16 protein-coding genes are annotated in these 19532 nt (G+C 34.6%); 13 read left to right on the top strand and 3 right to left on the bottom strand.

Annotated elements, in window-relative coordinates; all coding sequences use genetic code 11:
* Positions 1-78 precede the first annotated feature (78 nt).
* The 3 genes from GQ46_RS12125 (at position 79) to GQ46_RS12115 (ending at position 7980) form a co-directional block, all read left to right on the top strand.
* A complete protein-coding gene (locus tag GQ46_RS12125) occupies positions 79-507 on the top strand; it encodes a DUF2452 domain-containing protein (RefSeq protein WP_044402347.1) in 429 nt (142 codons plus the stop codon).
* A gap of 85 nt (positions 508-592) precedes the next feature.
* Positions 593-5683 carry a translocation/assembly module TamB domain-containing protein gene (locus GQ46_RS12120; protein ID WP_369793442.1) on the top strand — a complete coding sequence of 1697 codons (5091 nt, stop codon included), beginning with the start codon at positions 593-595 and terminating at the stop codon, positions 5681-5683.
* Between the two features lie 35 nt (positions 5684-5718).
* On the top strand, positions 5719-7980 hold the full coding sequence (locus tag GQ46_RS12115; RefSeq protein ID WP_044402345.1) for a BamA/TamA family outer membrane protein: 2262 nt from the start codon (positions 5719-5721) through the stop codon (positions 7978-7980).
* Here the strand turns inward: GQ46_RS12115 and GQ46_RS12110 are convergent.
* Positions 7961-9226: a sodium:proton antiporter gene (locus GQ46_RS12110; protein WP_044402343.1), complete on the bottom strand. Its 1266-nt coding sequence runs from the start codon at positions 9224-9226 to the stop codon at positions 7961-7963. The genes GQ46_RS12115 and GQ46_RS12110 overlap by 20 nt on opposite strands.
* A 113-nt stretch (positions 9227-9339) precedes the next feature.
* Between GQ46_RS12110 and GQ46_RS12105 the strand changes: the two genes are divergently transcribed.
* The 10 genes from GQ46_RS12105 to GQ46_RS12060 all read left to right on the top strand — a co-directional run bounded on the left by GQ46_RS12105 (position 9340) and on the right by GQ46_RS12060 (position 17542).
* Entirely contained in the window at positions 9340-9675 is a 336-nt protein-coding gene (locus GQ46_RS12105) for an arsenosugar biosynthesis-associated peroxidase-like protein (protein WP_044402341.1), read from the top strand.
* A 117-nt stretch (positions 9676-9792) separates the two neighbouring features.
* The gene (gene arsS, locus GQ46_RS12100) at positions 9793-10860 is read left to right on the top strand and encodes an arsenosugar biosynthesis radical SAM (seleno)protein ArsS (RefSeq protein ID WP_044402338.1); all 1068 of its coding nucleotides are present in this window, start codon (positions 9793-9795) and stop codon (positions 10858-10860) included.
* Between the two features lie 28 nt (positions 10861-10888).
* The gene (locus GQ46_RS12095; protein ID WP_044402334.1) at positions 10889-11401 is read left to right on the top strand and encodes a rhodanese-like domain-containing protein; all 513 of its coding nucleotides are present in this window, start codon (positions 10889-10891) and stop codon (positions 11399-11401) included.
* 49 nt (positions 11402-11450) lie between these two features.
* The gene (locus GQ46_RS12090; protein WP_044402331.1) at positions 11451-12065 is read left to right on the top strand and encodes a TIGR04282 family arsenosugar biosynthesis glycosyltransferase; all 615 of its coding nucleotides are present in this window, start codon (positions 11451-11453) and stop codon (positions 12063-12065) included.
* Positions 12058-12870, top strand: coding sequence for a purine-nucleoside phosphorylase (locus GQ46_RS12085; RefSeq protein WP_044402327.1), 813 nt, complete (start codon positions 12058-12060; stop codon positions 12868-12870). The genes GQ46_RS12090 and GQ46_RS12085 overlap by 8 nt, the downstream gene beginning before the upstream one ends.
* 82 nt (positions 12871-12952) lie before the next feature.
* The gene (gene arsM, locus GQ46_RS12080; RefSeq protein ID WP_044402324.1) at positions 12953-13921 is read left to right on the top strand and encodes an arsenosugar biosynthesis arsenite methyltransferase ArsM; all 969 of its coding nucleotides are present in this window, start codon (positions 12953-12955) and stop codon (positions 13919-13921) included.
* A 74-nt stretch (positions 13922-13995) separates the two neighbouring features.
* A complete protein-coding gene (locus GQ46_RS12075) occupies positions 13996-15111 on the top strand; it encodes an inorganic phosphate transporter (protein ID WP_044402321.1) in 1116 nt (371 codons plus the stop codon).
* Positions 15112-15122: 11 nt separating this feature from the next.
* Positions 15123-16010 carry a sterol desaturase family protein gene (locus GQ46_RS12070; protein ID WP_044405015.1) on the top strand — a complete coding sequence of 296 codons (888 nt, stop codon included), beginning with the start codon at positions 15123-15125 and terminating at the stop codon, positions 16008-16010.
* Positions 16011-16050: 40 nt separating this feature from the next.
* Complete coding sequence (locus GQ46_RS12065) at positions 16051-16827, top strand: DUF547 domain-containing protein (protein ID WP_044402319.1); 777 nt, start codon at positions 16051-16053, stop codon at positions 16825-16827.
* Positions 16828-16852: 25 nt separating this feature from the next.
* Positions 16853-17542: a TIGR04283 family arsenosugar biosynthesis glycosyltransferase gene (locus tag GQ46_RS12060; protein ID WP_044402316.1), complete on the top strand. Its 690-nt coding sequence runs from the start codon at positions 16853-16855 to the stop codon at positions 17540-17542.
* Between the two features lie 67 nt (positions 17543-17609).
* Here GQ46_RS12060 and GQ46_RS12055 read toward each other — a convergent pair whose 3' ends face one another.
* Together GQ46_RS12055 and GQ46_RS12050 are read right to left on the bottom strand one after the other, a co-directional pair.
* Complete coding sequence (locus GQ46_RS12055; RefSeq protein WP_044402313.1) at positions 17610-18341, bottom strand: metallophosphoesterase family protein; 732 nt, start codon at positions 18339-18341, stop codon at positions 17610-17612.
* Between the two features lie 305 nt (positions 18342-18646).
* Positions 18647-19531, bottom strand: a complete 885-nt coding sequence (locus GQ46_RS12050) for a hypothetical protein (protein ID WP_044402310.1) — start codon at positions 19529-19531, stop codon at positions 18647-18649.
* Between the last annotated feature and the right edge of the window lies 1 nt (position 19532).

Raw genomic sequence — 19532 nt, 5'->3', positions numbered from 1 at the left:
GCGCTTTTAAAACATTACCTATAATGGATTTGATTTTTTAATACTGAAAATCAAATCCATTCTTATTATAAGTGAATTATGAAAAAAAAACCTGATAATATAGTTTTTGATGAGGCTTCCCAAAAGTATAACGCGTCACTAAAGCCCTATGCTACAAATGTTGGAGCTCCAGCCATAATAGCAACAGATAATATCACTTGGAAAAACAAAAACATACTAAAAGCCAATAAACAAATTGAGGCAAAATACTTAGAATTAAAAGCCGAATATGATAAAATGATGGAAGAACTAGAATATAACAATTTGGTTTATAACGCTAAGTTTAATTTCGAACCCATTATTGGCCAGACCTATCATCTTTACAGAGACAACTCTCAAAATCCATTTTTATCTATCATTGCGCCTGATGAATGCAATTTTGATTTTATCGGGAGTTTCTATTTAAATTCAGAACAAATATGGAAAAAAACGAGTAATAAACACTCTAATGTACCTCGCGCTAAATAAGCAGATTTGTTATCATTTCTTGGTATTAATAAAACTTTTAGAGCACCTTTGTTAATCTGTAATTTAATAAATTTGTAGATTATTAGTGTTGCTATTGGAAAACAAAAAAGATAAAATACCTAAATCTAAAAAGAAGGTCAACCGCATTTTAAAGGTCATAGGAAAGATTTTTCTTAGCCTTTTGCTTCTTTTCATTATCCTTATACTATTCATTCGCAGTCCTTTTGGTCAAAACATAATAGTTAATAAGGCTATTTCCTATGTATCAAACAAAACCAAGACTAAGATCGAGATAAAAAAGCTCTTCGTTACTTTTGATGGTGATATTCAATTGGATGGTCTCTACCTTGAAGACAAAAAGGGGGACACCTTAATTTATTCGAAAACCTTAGAAGCCAACGTACCGTTATGGTCAATGATTAAAGGGAATGGTGTTGGAGTTGATGACTTACAGGTGCAAGGGCTTCGCGCCAATATTATAAGAAAAGACACGATTAACGGATTTAACTTTCAGTTTTTAATTGATGCCTTTGCGACTAAACCTGATACCATACAAACCCAAACCGCTAAGCCTTTAAATCTAATCATTGGCCAGTTGGATTTTAAAAACATTGCTATTCTTTACGATGACGCTGTTTCCGGTATAGATAGTCGCTTTGATATAGGAAAACTCCAATTAGAAATGGATCAAATAAATCTGGAGGCCATGGATTTTAAAGCTTCGGAAATTGAATTGTCCAATGCGAAAATTAGATTCTTTCAAAGTCCTGTGCCCAGAGACCCTAACGCAGAAAACATACCTTTACCTAAACTCTCCACAGAAAAATTAACACTAAAAAACGTCTTTGCGAACTATAAATCGCAAGCGGATAGAATTACTGTAAATGTAGATGTTGCCGATTTCTATGCTGAAATTCCAACCGCTAATCTCCCAGATAATACCTTTGAAATTAACACTCTAGATTTAAGAAATTCAGTCATTACCGTTTATACAGAAACAGAAGACAATGCTATAACAGAAAAGGTTAAAGAAGTTTCAGAAGGCATCAAAAAAGACATCAAAAATTTCGAATGGCCAGATTTAAGAGTTTCTATTGGAAGCATTAATTTGGAGAACGATAACTTCAGTTATTTTGTTGGTAACGCTAAACCAAGCAAAAAGCAATTCAATCCGAATGCTATCGTATTAAAAACCATAAACTTAGAAGGACATTCTATTTTTCTAAAAGAAAAAAAAGGCAGATTAAACCTAGAGGCTTTAAGTTTTAACGAAACTTCAGGTTTAAACTTAAAGGATTTAGCGCTTAATTTTAATATTTCAGATCAAGAACTAAAGATAGATGGTCTAAAATTAAAATTGAATAACAATGCTCTTAATGGGACACTTAAATTGGATTACAACTCGTTAAAAGCCTTAATAGAAAAACCAGAAAACGCAAAAATCGCTGTAGACTTTCCCAGCTTTAATTTGGATTTAAATGAACTGTTTAAATTTCAACCAGCACTTGAGCAAAACGCGTATTTAAAAAAATTAAGCAAAAAACCTCTAACTGGACATCTTCAAGCTTCAGGGTATTTATCAAATGTTTCTATTCCAAAAGTATTAGTTAACTGGGGTAAAACAACTCGAATTTCTGCCAGCGGAACCCTTAAAAACACAACAGATCCTGACAATCTTCAATTTAATATTCCAAAATTTTCAGCAGAAACGATTAAAAAAGACCTCGTAACCTTTGTCGATGAAACCGCATTAGGTGTTTCTCTTCCAGAAAACATAAAGATAGCGGGAACTGTTAAAGGTAATTTAAAAAACATATATACAAACTCTAAAATCACCACTTCTCAAGGCATCGCTACGATAGCTGGTCGCTTTAATAGTGAAAACACCATTGCTTTTGATGCAACCTTAAAAGTGGAAGATTACAAACTAAGTGAACTCCTAAAAAATAAAACTTTAGGGGAAGTAAGTCTTACAATTAAGGCCAACGGCAAAGGCCAAACGATTAACACACTTGACGCAAGAGCAGAAGCCACCATTTCTAGTTTTAACTACGATACCTATGCTATAAAAGACCTTAAAATTCTTGGGGACATTAAAAATGGGAAAGGGACTATTACCTCACAATACAAAGACGAGAATCTTAATTTAGAGCTCAACACTTTTGTTATACTGGATTCTATTGCACCTGAGGCTAAGGTAAATCTAAACGTCATTGGTGCAAATATAAAAGGCCTTGGCTTAATGCAGCGCGACGTTAGAACAGGCTTAAAACTAAAGGCCGATTTTAAAGGTAATGCCGAAAAATATACCTTTGATGCTCAAATTGATGATGGCGTTGTTGTGTACGACAATAAAACCTATCTCCTGGGACGTATTGATGCTAAAGGTTTAGTAAGGCAAGACACCACTTCGGTACGTTTTGAAAATAAATTGGTCGACTTAGATCTACAGTCTAATACAGACCCAAAAACCTTTGGTGTTGCTATTAAAGCGCATTTGTATAGCTATTTCTATAAAGATGAAGTGATTCAAGACAGTATTAATGATGTACAATTAAAATTAAGAGGTCATATCGCGCAATCCCCTTTACTTAATGAAGTATTTTTGGTTAATGTAAAAGATTTAGACACCATTGCTATTTCTGTTGATTTTAAACAAAAAGAACGCCAGTTATCGGCAAACATTACTGCCCCGCATATTAATTATAGTGGCAATGAATTAGACAGTTTAGCTTTTACCTTAAACACTACCAAAAACGATTTAAATTTTGATTTAAGTTTTAAGGCCCTAAAGGCTGGCCCCATTGCTATTCAAAAAACCATGATTTCTGGTGCTCAGAAAAATAACGAAATGGCACTTAACATTACTGCCTATAACGACGATAAAAAACTCATTAATGTATTATCCCAAATTACAGGCTCACGAGATGAATTACGGTATCATGTGCTTCAAAAAGACTTGATATTTAATGAAGAGTCTTGGATCACACCTGAGAATAACGAAATTATATACACCACAGGTAAACTTGAATTTAATAATTTTAGTATTAGTAATGGCACACAACAAGTAAGGATTACCGATAAATTACCAAACATTAGCAAAGCACATGTCGCTTTGGATTTTAATAATTTTAGATTAGACGATTTTCTAAGTTATTTTAATGCAGATAAAACCTTAGCCTCCGGAAAAATTAATGGTGAGTTTGTTATAGAAGACCCTTTTAAAGATACTGGAATCATAGCCGATGTTACTATATCTGAGTTAGAAATTCTAAAATCAAAATTAGGCACATTCACCCTTGATGCCAAGTCTTTAGGTGGTAACAGTTATGATTTTAATGCTAAACTAAAAGAGGGGGCCATAGATCTTGATCTAACAGGTGATTATTTAGCTAATGAGAATGGTGCGAATCTCGATTTGGATTTAAAGCTAAATAGCTTTAAAATGAAAGCTTTAGAAAATTTTTCACAAGGGCTATTAAAAGAAACTAGCGGGAGCTTCTCTGGTCGTTTTAAAGTAAATGGTACTACTGCATCGCCGCAGTATAAAGGCCAACTTAATTTCAATAATGCCGCTTTTAATATCAGCATGTTTAACGCTGCTTTTATGTTAGAGAATGAAGACTTAAGCATTGACAATAAAGGCATAACATTATCTAACTTCACTATTCGTGATAAAAACAAAAACAGTCTCATCGTTTCAGGAGCGCTATTTACTAAAAATATTTTTAATCCCAAATTTGATTTAAAACTAAATGCTAAAAACTTTCAGTTTCTAAATGCGACTAAGAAAGATAATAATTTCCTTTATGGCGTAGCTAGTTTTGATGCTGATGCTAATTTAAATGGCGATTTACAAATCCCGAAATTAGATGCAAATATAAGTCTTAGTGAAAATACAGATGTTACTTACGTGATGCCTTCAGCGGCTGTAAATGTTGAACAGCGCGACGGCGTCGTTATATTTGTCAATCGCGAAAACCCCGATGCCATTCTAACACAAACAGAAGAAGCTACAGCAACGATTAAAGGTTTCGATATTAAAAGCTTTTTAAAAGTTGGAAAGAAAGCAACCGTTACCATTATTATTGATGAGGAGACCGGCGATTATTTTAAAGTATCTGGTCATGGTGATTTTAACTTTACTATGAAACCAAACGGGCGTATGAATTTGGTAGGAACCTATAATGTTGATGCTGGGTTATATGAATTAAACCTTTACAACTTAGTTAACAGAAAGTTTGAATTGGCTCCTGGAAGCAAAGTCAGCTGGTCTGGCGATCCGTTTGATGCTAAGTTAGATGTGCGTGCTATCTATAACCTAAAAGCTTCAGCTTCTCCGCTTATGGCGGCACAAACTTCTGGAGCAGACCCCGCTATACAAAGTAAATACAGACAAGTCTTACCTTTTTATGTGTACTTAAACATTAATGGCGAATTACTTCAGCCTAAAATTTCATTTAAATTAGACATGCCAGAAAATGAGCAAGGTGCTATTGGTGGTCAGGTTTATGGGCGTGTGCAACAGGTAAACCAGCAAGAAGGTGAATTAAACAGACAGGTGTTTTCTTTATTAGTATTAAATCGATTTTACCCAGAACCTGGAAGTGATGGCAGCAAAGGTGGTTTTGCCACAGTTGCCAGAAGCAATTTAAACGATGCGGTGTCCGACCAATTGAACGTTTTTTCAAATAAATTTTTAGAAGACACCGGCTTTGAACTTGATTTTGGTTTAGACAGTTATACAGACTACCAAGGTGACGCACCACAAGACCGCACACAACTTAATATTGCCGCACAAAAACGTTTGTTTGATGACCGATTGATTGTTCGTGTTGGTAGCGAAGTAGACATACAAGGCAGTAGCTCAACTGGCGAGGCAACTCCTTTAATTGGGAATGTGAGTCTAGAATATTTATTGACTGAAAACGGACGCTATAAGCTAAAAGGTTTTAGAAGGAATGAGTTTGAAAATGTTATTGACGGTCAAACCATCGTTAGTGGGATTGGACTTATATTTACTCAAGAATTCAATAAATTTAAGGAGCTTTGGGATGCTGTTTTTTATAATGAAACCAAAGAAGAGAAATCAGAAAGAGAGCGTTTAAAAGCTCAACAGAAGCAAAAAGACAAGGAAAAAATTGATCCTGAAAACGAAGAAATAAATAACAAGTAGTGACTTATCAATCTAGAAATCTCAGAAGTATTTTTATGCTCTTCAGCATTAGTTTTGCAATTTTCATTGCACAATCCTGTGCTGTAAAAAAATACATTCCAGAAGGTGCGTTATTATATACTGGAGCCACTATTGAAGTTAATGCCGATAGTCTGGTAGAAAATCCTTCCGATTTAAAAACTGAATTAGAAACCATTTTGCGCCCAGAACCCAATTCAAAATTTCTGGGTCTGCGACCTGGTTTACATTATTACTATAAAGTGCAACAAGAAAAACCGGGATTTCTCAATAAATGGTTGTACAAACAGTTTGGCGAAGAACCCGTGTACCAAAGTGATGTTAAACCTTATGAAATAGAAGACATCCTTGTCAATAAACTAGAAAATAATGGGTTTTTCTACAGTCTTGCAACCTCATCCTTCACCGAAGATCAAGAGGCAAAAGAAGCTGCTATAACTTATACCGTGCAAGTCCCTACACCGTATAAAATTGAAACCTATCAAATAGATTCTGTGCCTTCCCCTTTATATGAAGCATTGAAAGCTAGCGTTGCCGAATCAAATTTTAAAAAAGACATTCGTTTTGATTTAAAGGCTATGAAGTTAGAGCGTGAACGCCTGGATGCGATGCTAAAACGCAAAGGCTATTATAATTTTAATTCTGATTTTTTAATTTTTGAAGCAGACAGTAATCGTTACGATAATAAGCGTATTGATTTGTTTTTGAAGCTGAAAGCCGAAGTACCACAAAAAGCTATTATCCCCTATCGTTTAGAGCGGGTGACTATTTATCCTGACTATGATTTAACAAAAGATTCAAAAATTTCTGATGATGAACGCTATAATAATAAAACGTACATACAAGATTCTGTTTTTTTCAAACCAGAACATTTAGATCCTTTTATTACATTAAAAGAAGGGCAATTATATAGCCCGGTAACCTCAAAAAATACCGCTAGACGTTTATCATCTATAGGGGCATACAAATTTGTAAACATCCAATATAAAGAAACAGATTCTTTAGCTGAAAATGGCCTAGGACTTTTAGAAGCAAATATCTATCTCTCTCCATTAAACAAACGGGCCATTAGAGCAGAATTACGGGCGGTAACAAAATCTAATAATTTTGCAGGTCCCGCATTGGTTTTAACTTATAGTAATCGGAATTTATTTAAAGGTGGTGAAACATTAAATATAAGCACAAAGGCAGGCTATGAAACTCAAATTGCCAGTGGCAATCAAGCTGGATTAAGTAGTTTGGAATTGGGCTTGGAAGGCGAATTAATTTTTCCAAGAGTTATTTCGCCATTCAAAATTAGTGCAGATTTTTTCGAATACTCCATTCCTAAAACCATAACATCTCTAGGTTTCGATTATTTAAACCGAAGTAAATTGTACACGCTCTTGTCTGCTAACACACTGTTTGGCTATGTATGGGATGCCAATCGTTTTGTAACCCATAAAGTCAATCCTATTTCTGTTTACTATACCCGTCTTTCTAACACGACTCCAGAATTTCAAAAGATATTAGACGACAACCCGTTTTTACAACGCAGTTTTGATCAGGAGTTTATCTCTGGGCTTACCTACTCTTTTACTTACAACGGGTTAGTTGATGCTGGTAAAACACATAACTTTTATGCCAATTTTACTTTTGATATTGCCGGAAATTCCGTTAGTTTACTAGGCAAAGAAAAAGAGCCTGGTACACCCAAGGAATTTTTAGGTTTAGAATACGCGCAATATGCAAAAGCAGATATCGATTTACGCTATCACTTTAATTTTGGAAAAGAGCAAACAGTCGCCACGAGATTGTTTGCAGGCTACGGCCTGGCTTATGGCAATTCAGACGTTTTACCATTTACAAAACAATATTATTCTGGCGGCCCTTACAGCGTGCGTGCCTTTAGAATTCGCTCCTTGGGTCCTGGAACTTATAACGAGCAAGGCACAGAAGAAGGTGCGTTTTTTGACCAGACTGGAAACATCCGCTTGGAAGCGAATATAGAGTACCGTTTTCCTATTTTCGGTTTCTTTAAAGGCGCCGTATTTACAGATGCTGGTAATATTTGGAACTCAGAGGAAAATCCTGCTTTACCAGGCGGTAAATTTTCTGGAGACTTTTTAAGCGAATTAGGAATGGGAGCTGGAGTTGGTTTACGGGTAGATGTCCAGGGTTTTGTTATCCGTTTAGATTTAGCCGCACCATTTCATGATCCTGCTCAACCAAAAGGACAACGTTTTGATTTTGAAGCAGACGAGCCTATTCTAAATTTTGCTATTGGTTATCCGTTTTAGCGTATTTCAATTCAATTTTCTTCACCAATTTACCAACGGTTAAGCCTTGAACCAAGATAGAGAACACGACTACAATATAAGTAACCACCAAAAATAAATCCCGATGCATGGCCTCTGTTAAACCTAATGCCAAGGCAATAGAGATACCCCCACGCAAGCCTCCCCAGGTCATAATCAGATTAGTTTTTGGAACAAAATTTAATTTCTTTTTGAAAAAATTGATGGGTAGTAATAAAGATGCGTAACGGCATAATAATACTATTGGAATTGCTAATAAACCTGCTAAAATATATTTTCCTTCTAAAGCCAGAACCAACATTTCCATACCTATTAAAACAAATAGAATCGTATTTAATAAAATGTCTATTAATTCCCAGAACTTATCTACATAGGTTTCTGTAGTTGCAGACATGGCACTACTTCTAACCGTATCGTTTCCAATAATTAAACCCGCTGTAACCACTGCTAGTGGTGCAGAAACATGAAATTCGTGCGCTAGTAATGTACCACCCATAACCGCAGCTAGTGTGATGATGACTTCTATATCATAATCATCTATAGACCGCATTAATCTAAAAGTAATCCAACCTAAAGCACCACCTAAAAGAATCCCACCGATTACTTCCTGAACAAAAAGTTTAGCAACATCTAGGGTTTCAATATTGGCAATACCTAAATCGGCAATCTGAAAAATGGTTAAAAAGATAACAACACCAACACCATCATTAAAAAGAGATTCCCCTACAATTTTGGTTTCCAATTTTTTTGGAACCCCCGCTTTTTTTAGGATTCCTAAAACAGCGATAGGATCTGTAGGTGAAATTAATGCTCCAAATAAAAGACAGTAGATAAATTGCACTTGTAACCCAATAATTTGCAGCATGAAATACACAACTGTACCCACTAAAAATGTTGACACTAATACCCCTAAAGTTGAGAATACCAATACCGGCCAACGTTGTACTTTTAGCTGTTCAAAATTGGTATGTAAGGCTCCTGCAAACAGTAAAAAACTCAACATAATATCTAACAAAACACTCTTGAAATCAATTTGTCTAATAATGTAGCGTTCGGCATCTAAAAGTGTAGAATCAAAATAACTTATTGCAAAAATACCTAAGGTAAAAAGAATCGTAATCAACATTAAACCAATGGCATTTGGCAGCTTAAAAAAGCGCACATTTATATAACCAAAAGCTGCTGCTAATATTACAAGTATAGCTATTATAAAAAAGTAATCATTCATGATAAAACTGTTTATTGTGCTAATTTAAAATATATATGGGAATATTTGTTATGAACGATTTCTATTTCCGACTTTAGACATTAGATTTATATCTTAGCTAAAATTTTATTAACATGCAGAAAACATATTATGATCCGGCTGACCTTAGAAAATTTGGAAAAATAAGCGAATGGAATCAGGAATTAGGCGATAAATTTTTCGATTATTACGGGAAAGTCTTTGAAGAAGGGGCACTTACAGCACGAGAAAAATCGTTAATAGCCCTAGCGGTGGCACATACAGAACAGTGCCCGTATTGCATTGACGCCTATACAAAAGACGGTTTACAACGCGGCATTACTAAGGAAGAAATGATGGAAGCCTTACATGTGGGTGCTGCTATTAAAAGTGGTGCCACATTAGTACACGGGGTACAAATGATGAATAAAGTTAATAAACTTGAAATGTAAGCGCCCTATAGTTTTTAACGAATAAATAGGTTTTCACTAAGTTGAATACCCAAAAATAGTCCCGAAAACAAAACTTACTTTACAAATTTTACGTAAAGATTATGTAAAACATAATTAATGACGAAAGTAAAAACACAATCACTACACAAAAGAGATAGTGATTTAGCAAATAGTAATAGACAATTGGAAATACTCTCTAATGGTATTTTTCAAAGTGGTGAATTACCTAAGTTTAAAGATAAAATTTCTGAAACCAACCAGTTTCCTTTAAAAGCAAAAAAGCTTGAAATTCTACAAATCAATGTTGGTTATATGTGTAATCAAGTATGTGAACATTGTCATGTAGATGCCGGTCCAGACAGAAAAGAGATCATGACAAGGGAAACCATGCAGCAAATTCTCGAGGTTATTAAAACAACAGGCGCTCATACCCTGGATTTAACGGGTGGCGCTCCTGAAATGAATCCGCACTTTAGGTGGTTTGTAGAAGAAGCGTCCAAAGTTGGCGTTAAAGATTTTATTGTACGCTCTAACTTAACTATTATTCGCGCCAATAAAAAATATTACGACCTACCCGATTTCTTTAAAAAACACAACATACACGTGGTGTCGTCTATGCCACACTGGACCAGGGGCAAAACCGACAAACAAAGAGGCGAAGGGGTTTTTGACTTATCTATTAAAGCCCTACAAGAATTAAATGCCAGAGGCTATGGCATGCCGGACAGTGATTTAAAACTCGACTTAGTTTACAATCCAAATGGCGCCTATTTACCAGGAAATCAGGCCACCATGGAAAAAGATTTCAAAAAAGCCCTGAAAGAAGATTTTGATATTCAATTTCATAATTTATTTGCCATCACCAATTTACCAATTGCTCGTTTTTTGGATTATTTAATTGCATCAGAAAATTATGAAGATTATATGCACGCCCTAGTAGACGCTTACAATCCCGCTGCTGTAAAAAACGTGATGTGCACCAATACACTTTCAGTAAGTTGGGACGGTTATTTATATGATTGTGATTTTAACCAGATGTTAGCGCTACCAGTGAATAGCAAATCAAAACACATTTCGCAATACCAAGAAGATTTATTAGAAGGTAGAAACATCGTCATTTCCCAACACTGCTATGGGTGTACAGCGGGCGCAGGAAGCAGTTGTCAAGGTGTTGTAACAGATTAATATAAGTACTTAAACTTCAAAGTAGCTCATGAAACACCTCTTTTTGTTATTATTTAGTTTTATCTCTGTGGAAGCGATTGCACAAAAAACACTCGATGCCTTACTAAAACAACACAATACTAATGAGGTGCCTTATATATCGGTTGAAGCGTTAGCCATGCCTAAAACCAAAGCTATTATTTTTGATTCCCGTGAGCCGCAAGAATATGCTGTAAGCCATTTAAAAGAGGCCGTTTTTGTTGGTTATAATACATTTAACATTGATTCAATTCAAGAAAAATATCCAGATAAAAATGAAAAAATAGTAGTGTATTGTTCTCTCGGTATTCGTTCTGAAACTACTGGTAAAAAATTAAAAAAGGCAGGTTACACTAATGTTTATAATCTTTACGGCGGTATTTTTGAATGGAAGAATAAAGGCTTTAGTCTCATAGATTCGGAAGCGAAAGAAACCGAGAAAGTACATACTTTTAATAAAGCATGGAGCAAATGGCTGAAAAACGGTGAGAAAATTTATGAAACTGAAGACACTAAAAAATAAATTCACAGTCTCGGTATCCTTTACAATACACTCAAATAAATAAAACGAATTGAATTCAAGAAATCTTATCATAACATTCACTCGAAATCCAGAGTTAGGCAAATGTAAAACACGTTTGGCTAAAACAGTTGGAGATGCAGCTGCTTTGCGTGTTTATAAGTATTTGCTACAACATACCAAACAGGTAATCAAACAAATTGACGCAGATAAGGCCGTGTACTATTCTATTAAAGTTAGAGAGAATGACATTTGGGATGGGTCGGCTTTTCAAAAGTACCAACAAGTTGGAGACGACTTAGGTGAACGCATGCAAAAAGCATTTGAGGACGGTTTTAATAAAGGTTATGAGAAAATAGTAATTGTTGGTAGTGATTTGTTTCATCTTCAACCAAACCATATTAATGAAGCCTTTATAGCTTTAGATGAAAATGACGTGGTCATTGGACCTGCAGAAGATGGAGGCTATTATTTATTAGGCATGAAAACGATGCACGCTTCCATATTTAAAAATAAAAACTGGGGCACTGAAACCGTTTTTAATGACACAATTGTAAATTTAAAACAAAATAAAATCCGATTGCTTGAGATCTTAAATGATATTGATTTATACGAAGACTTGGAGTATATTGAACCTTTGCAAAATATTATAAAACAGAATGATTAATTACATTAATAAAACAGTCGAGTATTTACAAAATAAAGGCTTTGAGAAACCTGAAATTGGAATTATTCTAGGAACTGGATTAGGTCAATTTACTAATGAAATTGAAGTTATTGAACAAGTAAGCTATAACGATATTCCACATTTTCCTACGGCAACAGTGGAGTTCCATAAAGGAAAATTAATCTACGGAACCTTAGAAGGTAAAACCGTAATTGTTATGCAAGGCCGTTTTCATTTATACGAAGGTTATACGCTTCAAGACGTTACCTATCCTGTGCGTGTTATGGAAAAATTGGGCATTAAAACGTTGTTAGTTTCTAATGCCGCCGGGGCAATAAATCTCAATTTCAAGAAAGGAGAATTGATGCTCATAGACGACCATATTAATCTACAAGGCAATTCCCCATTAGCTTTTAAAGGAGTTGAAGCTTTAGGCGAACGTTTTACAGATATGAGTGCACCTTATGACATGAGTATAAACACCAAATTTGAAACCATAGCAAAAGCAAATAACATCACATTGCACAAAGGCGTATATGCTAGCGTTTTTGGACCCCAACTTGAAACAAGGGCAGAGTACCGAATGCTAAAAATTATTGGTGCAGATGCTGTGGGGATGAGCACCGTACCTGAAATTATAGTCGCCAATCATCTCAATTTAAAAGTGGCTGCTGTGTCTGTTTTAACAGATGAATGCGACCCAGAGCATCTAAAACCTGTAGATATTGCTGAAATTATTGCTATGGCGGCAAAAGCAGAACCTAATATGATTACCCTTTTTAAAGAATTAATAAAAACAATTTAAAACTAGTAAGCAGTCTTCAATAAGCAATTTTCAGTCACACTGAAACTGTAAACTGAAAACTTAACATTTCAAACTAAAAAATATGAGTTACTTAGACGCAACAAACGATTTATATAAAGAAGCAGCATTAACCCCAGACGTTGGTCTATGCTGTACAACCAATCCTATCTGGGAGTTACCTGGTTTAAAAATTCCGCGTATCATGCAGGAAATGAACTATGGTTGTGGGAGTACAGTGAATGCTCGCGATTTAACTAACAATCCTAAAATGTTATATGTTGGCGTTGGTGGTGGTATGGAACTGTTACAATTCGCCTATTTTAATCGTCAAAAAGGTGGTGTCATTGGTATTGATGTGGTTGATGAGATGTTGGAGGCCTCACGTAAAAACTTTATCGAAGCAGAGGCTCAAAATGATTGGTTTAAAAGTGACTTTGTAGATCTTATAAAAGGAGACGCTTTAAACCTTAATGTAGAAGACAACTCTATTGATGTTGCTGCACAAAACTGTTTATTCAACATTTTTAAAGCTGAAGATTTAAAGAAAGCCATCGAAGAAATGTACCGTGTTTTGAAACCACATGGTAAATTAGTAATGAGTGATCCTACTTGTGAACAAGAAATGAATGACACTTTACGTAACGATGATAGATTGCGTGCCCTATGTTTAAGTGGCAGTCTACCAATAGCAGAATACGTAAAAGCATTAACCGATGCTGGTTTTGGTACTATTGAAATTCGAGCTAGAAAACCATACAGAATCTTAGATCCTAAAAATTATCCAACTGAAGAACTCATTTATATTGAATCTATAGAAGTAGCTGCTATTAAAGATCCAATGCCAGAAGATGGGCCTTGTGTTTTTACAGGGAAAGCCGCTATTTATTATGGTAATCAGGATTTTTTCGATGATAATAAAGGCCACATCTTACTAAAAAACCAACCTATCGCTATTTGCGATAAAACAGCTGGAGCTCTTTCTGATTTAGGAAGAGATGATATTTTTATTAGCGAATCGACTTTCCATTACGATGGTGGTGGATGTTGCTAGACCATAATCCTAATTTATTTTTTTATCATTAGTATAGAAGGAACAACGATCTATAAAAAACAAAAGCCCTAACTATGATTTTAATTTTACTGTTTATTTCTGCATGTTTCTTAGCATATAGTAATGGGGCTAATGATAATTTCAAGGGTGTAGCAACGCTCTTTGGAAGTGGTACAACTAATTATAAAAAAGCAATAAATTGGGCTACTGTTACAACCTTCACTGGATCTGTAACTGCCATTTTTTTTGCTAACGCATTAGTTAAAAACTTTTCTGGTAAAGGACTAGTGCCAAATGAATTAATAACCATGCCTATTTTTGCAATTTCTATTGCATTTGGTGCTGCTTTAACTGTATTTATTGCAACTAAAATAGGCATGCCTATTTCTACAACTCACAGTTTGGTTGGCGCTTTATTTGGCGCAGGTATTATGGCTGTTGGCTCGCAATTTAATTTCGTAAAATTAGGTGGCACTTTTTTAATGCCGTTAATTGTAAGCCCCTTAATGGCTGCCTTAGTTAGTTTTATTGCTTACCTTATTTTTAGATTTTTTAGAAAAAAACTACACATTACAAAAAAGACAAACCTTAATATTCATGAAAAACACACGCCTGAAATTGCGTCTTATAACATGGATAATACCGCGACTTTAAAAACGAATACAACAATAGAAGCCTCCATAAATAACAAAACAGAAACTTATGATGGCCTAATTTTTGGACTAAGCGCTCAAAAAGTACTAGATACACTTCATTACTTAAGTGCTGGAATTGTTAGTTTCGCCCGTGGCTTAAACGATACTCCGAAAATTGTAGGTTTACTATTAATAATCAATGCTATGGATATTAAATGGAGTATGATTATCATTGCGCTTGTTATGGCTGTTGGTGGATTACTTAATTCAAAAAAAGTAGGCGTAACCATGAGCAAAAAAATAACCCCTATGAATTCTGGTCAGGGATTTACTGCAAATATGGTTACTGGTTTATTAGTAACAACTGCAAGTATTCATGGTATGCCAGTTTCTACAACACATGTATCTGTAGGCTCAATTTTTGGAATTGGAACCGTGACTAAAAAAGCCGATTATAGAATGATTGGTAAAATATTATTATCTTGGTTACTAACACTTCCAATGGCAGCTATTGTAAGTGGCTTACTATTTAAAGTATTAGAAACACTGTCTTAATCTTGAACCCTATCGAAAAATATTTAGATATCATTAAAAATGCGTATTCTGGTTACTGGAATTATCTCAAAAATGAGATTATCACTATTAACCATTGGGATAACTATTTTTATGGCTTGATTGCCATTTCTCTTTTCGTTTGGATTCTTGAAATCATTTTCCCTTGGCGAAAACAACAGTCCATATTTAGAAAAGATTTTTGGTTGGACACCTTTTATATGTTCTTTAATTTCTTTTTACTGAATTTAATGATACTCATTGCATTATCAGAAACAGCCTCTGAATTTTTTAATGATATCCTTGGACTCGTTGGACTCTCAGTATCAAATTTTCAACTATTCGATGTCGATAAACTCCCACTTTGGCTAGGCTTGCTTATCTTTTTTATTGTTAGCGATTTTACACAATGGAACACGCACAGGTTATTACATCGTATACCTTTTCTATGGAATTTTCACAAAGTACATCATAGTGTTAAAGAAATGGGGTTTGCCGCGCATTTGCGCTACCATTGGATGGAGCCTATCGTTTATAAGTCCCTTCTTTACATTCCAATCGCTATAATTGGCGGTTTTGATGCGCAACATGTTGCCATCGTACATTTTTTTAGTATTGCTATTGGACATTTAAATCATGCAAATCTGGGCTGGGATTATGGTGTTTTAAAGTATGTATTTAATAATCCAAAAATGCACATTTGGCATCACGCTAAAAAATTACCTGAAAAAGCAAAATATGGAGTGAATTTTGGCTTAACATTAAGTGTTTGGGATTTTATATTTAACACCAATCACGTACCTTACAATGGCAAAACTATTGAACTGGGATTTAGTGGCGACGAAGATTTCCCGAAAAATTTTATTCATCAAGAACTGTATCCTTTAAAATTTAAAAAATAATTAGACTTCCAACTTCACCGAAATGATAAAGCCATTTGCAATGAAAAAAATACTAATAGTATCCGTTATCGTTATAACCCTTAATAGCTGTTTTTCGGCCAAAGGATTACCTGTAAAAACAGTTAATGAAAGTGATGAAACGGCTATGCCAAAACAAACAAACACTTCAAATTTAGACCATTCTACTTGGGATAGTTTACTAAAAAAATACGTCGCTACAAATGGAGACGTGGATTATAAAGGCCTTAAAAATGATGCTAATAAGCTAAACGAATACATTAGCTATTTAGAACAGCAAGTACCTAAAGACGACTGGAGTATTAACACACAATTAGCTTACTTTATAAATGTTTATAATGCCAATACCATTAAATTAATATTGGAAAATTACCCAGTAAAAAGCATAAAAGACATTTACAATCCGTGGTTAAAAAATCGTTTTATAATTGGTGGAAAAGCCTTTTCACTAGCAGGATTAGAAAACGGGATATTACGTAAGATGAACGAACCTAGAATTCATTTTGCCATTAATTGTGCATCAGTATCATGTCCTAAATTATTAAATGAAGCCTACACTGAAAAAAATGTCATGGCATTAATGGAACGTGCGACCAAGGGTTTTATTAATAATTCTAAGAAGAATGAATTAGGCATAAACAAAGCAAAAGTGTCCGAAATTTTTAAATGGTATAAAGGCGATTTCAAGGAAGATGGCAGTATCATTGACTATATTAACATGTATAGCGATGTTAAGGTTAGCGCAACTACTGAAATACAATATTTAGAGTACGACTGGAGTTTAAATAAACAAAATTAACTAACCGATTTTCGCACACCATTCTATGATTAGCATTGTTATTCCCATTATTAATGAAGCAAAAACTATTGAATCTTTATTGTTTCATTTAATAGATCATGCAACGCTACAAAACATTTCTGAAATCATTGTGGTTGATGGTGGTAGTACCGATGGCTCTCAGGACATCATAAAAAAACTAGGCCTTAATATTAATTTGTTGTCGTCCAAAAAGGGCAGAGCCAAACAAATGAATACCGGAGCAAAAGCGGCAAAGGGGCACATTCTTTATTTTCTGCATGCCGATTCTTTTCCGCCTTTAAACTACGACCAGCTTATTATTGATGAAGTTAAAAAAGGAAATTCCGCAGGTTGTTTCAGACTAAAATTTGACACTAATCACTGGTGGTTATGTCTTACCAGTTGGTTAACACAATTTTCCTGGCGCGCCTGTCGCGGTGGTGATCAAAGTCAGTTTATCACCAAGGCACTGTTTGAAGATATTGGTGGTTTTGATGAAACCTATACGATTTATGAGGATAATATTTTAATTAATGAGCTCTATAAACGCAACGAATTTGTCGTAATTAATGAAAAGCTTAAAACCTCAGCGCGCCGTTACGAACGTCATGGCATCTGGAAATTACAATATTATTTTTGCATGATTTATATAAAGCAATGGTTTGGTGCTAGTGCAGACGACCTCTATTCTTACTACAAAAAAAACATAAACTAATCTGCTTGGTACTAGTGTCTATAATTTGTTTAACTATTATAAGAAGCACCTTACTAAATGGGTGTTTTTAACTCTTGTTTCTTCCTAATTCCTCTGGATACAAATCCTTTAAAGTATCACTTTGGAAGACCTCCTTTGTTTCAATATCTATAGCAGATAATTTACCAGTAAAGGCCGCTCCAGTATCTACATTCCAAACATTTACAGCATGCATCGGTTTCACCTTAGAATAATTAATAGTTGGTGTATGACCAATGTAAATCTCTTTATAATGTTTCAATCGGTTAGGATATAATTCTGAATCTTTTTTTATTCGTTTATCCATTATTAAGGCCATTTCCCAAAGGGTTCTGTCAAAATAAAAATTTCTTGTAGAATACTCATATTCAACACCATGAACCGAAGTAAAACCTGCATGAACAAACAAGCGTTTTTCAGTATCAATATAATACAAACGCATGGCTTCAAAAAAGTTAAGATGTTGTTTCTTTTCAGCTTCGGAAAACAACTTATAACTATCAACCGTTCCCTTACCCCCATGCTCCAACCAAACGGAGTCACATTCATGAGTTCTTAACCAATCTTCACACCAGACATCATGATTTCCTTTGATAAAAACACAGGTGTACGTTTTAGACAATTCCATTAAATACTGAATCACTTGTGCAGACTCACTCCAACCATCAATATAATCCCCTAAAAAAATGAGTGTATCCTGTTTTGTGATTTTCAGCCGCTCTATAAGCTGAATTAAGGCTTTTAACCCACCGTGAATGTCTCCAATTGCTAGTGTCTTCATAACGTCATGCTCTAAAAACTATAAATTTATAAGGTAAAAATCAGATAACCAAATACCATTATCTAAACAGAAAATAAATGCTGTACTCCTAAAATCCCCTCTGTTTTTTTATATCATTAACTTTTAGGGACTAGACACTTCAGCTATACTTTTTAAATTTCTATTTAATTAAAGATACTGTGTTTGGTTATCATTTGTAACTCTTTTTTTAGAACACAAAAAAAAAGGAACATCCTTAATAGAAGCTAGTTAAAATAAAAAAGGCGCATTTAAAAAATGCGCCTTTTTTTATTCGTTTTGTAAGATTAAAGTTTTGTAAGTGTAAAACTTTGATTCGCAAATGGTGAATCATAAAAATCAGAACAAGACCCATAAGCATCATCTATAACATAAACCGTTATTGAGGTATCATCGTTTATATCGTAAGATGAAGGCCTGTTGAAGTCGTTATCTATTGTTAACAATCTAAGACCATCACAACTTAATTCAGTAGCTACTGGATTGATAAGTGAGGCTTGGCCACAAGTTAAAATGATTTCAAATTGATAAGGACCGTTAAATCCATCACAAGAACCAGGGGCATAAGAAGCTTGAAAAATGCGTGAGTTAGATAAGCTCCCTTCAGTAACTTCTACATTTACTCCGTCTCCAATAAAAGAAGGCTGAGGATCTGTACACCATATATTTGCCAAAGGACTGGTTAACACATACGTTCCTGTCATATATGTTTCCGGAATTGTACAGGCACTTACAAAAACATTTGTACTTGTAATTTTAGAATTATCACTAATTCCAATGGAAAAAGCGCCATCATTAGTTCCTACTAAATTAACTTTAAATACATATTCACTATCGCTCTCTGCTATATTTAATTTAATAATCCCTAAATCTGCTCCTGCTTCAATAAGTATACTTCCATTAGTGATATCTTGAAAATTACTAGGTAACGCGCCACTAACAACCTCAATAGCATATGTTACTGCTACGCCGTTAGGGTTAGTAGAAGTATTTAAATTTACTGGTAATTCAAGAATTCCACTGGCCTGAATGAATTCGTTCTCGGTTTCTAAAGCAACATACCCTGACTTTGGATTATTACCCCCAAAAGTATCATCTTCATTACAAGCCAAGGCAGTAATTAGAAGAATAAAAACACTAAAAATCGGTATTAGTTTGTTATATATTTTCATG

This window comes from Lacinutrix sp. Hel_I_90 (assembly GCF_000934685.1).
In the GTDB taxonomy this organism is placed as follows: domain Bacteria; phylum Bacteroidota; class Bacteroidia; order Flavobacteriales; family Flavobacteriaceae; genus Lacinutrix.
This window is presented reverse-complemented; position numbering and strand designations above follow the sequence as displayed.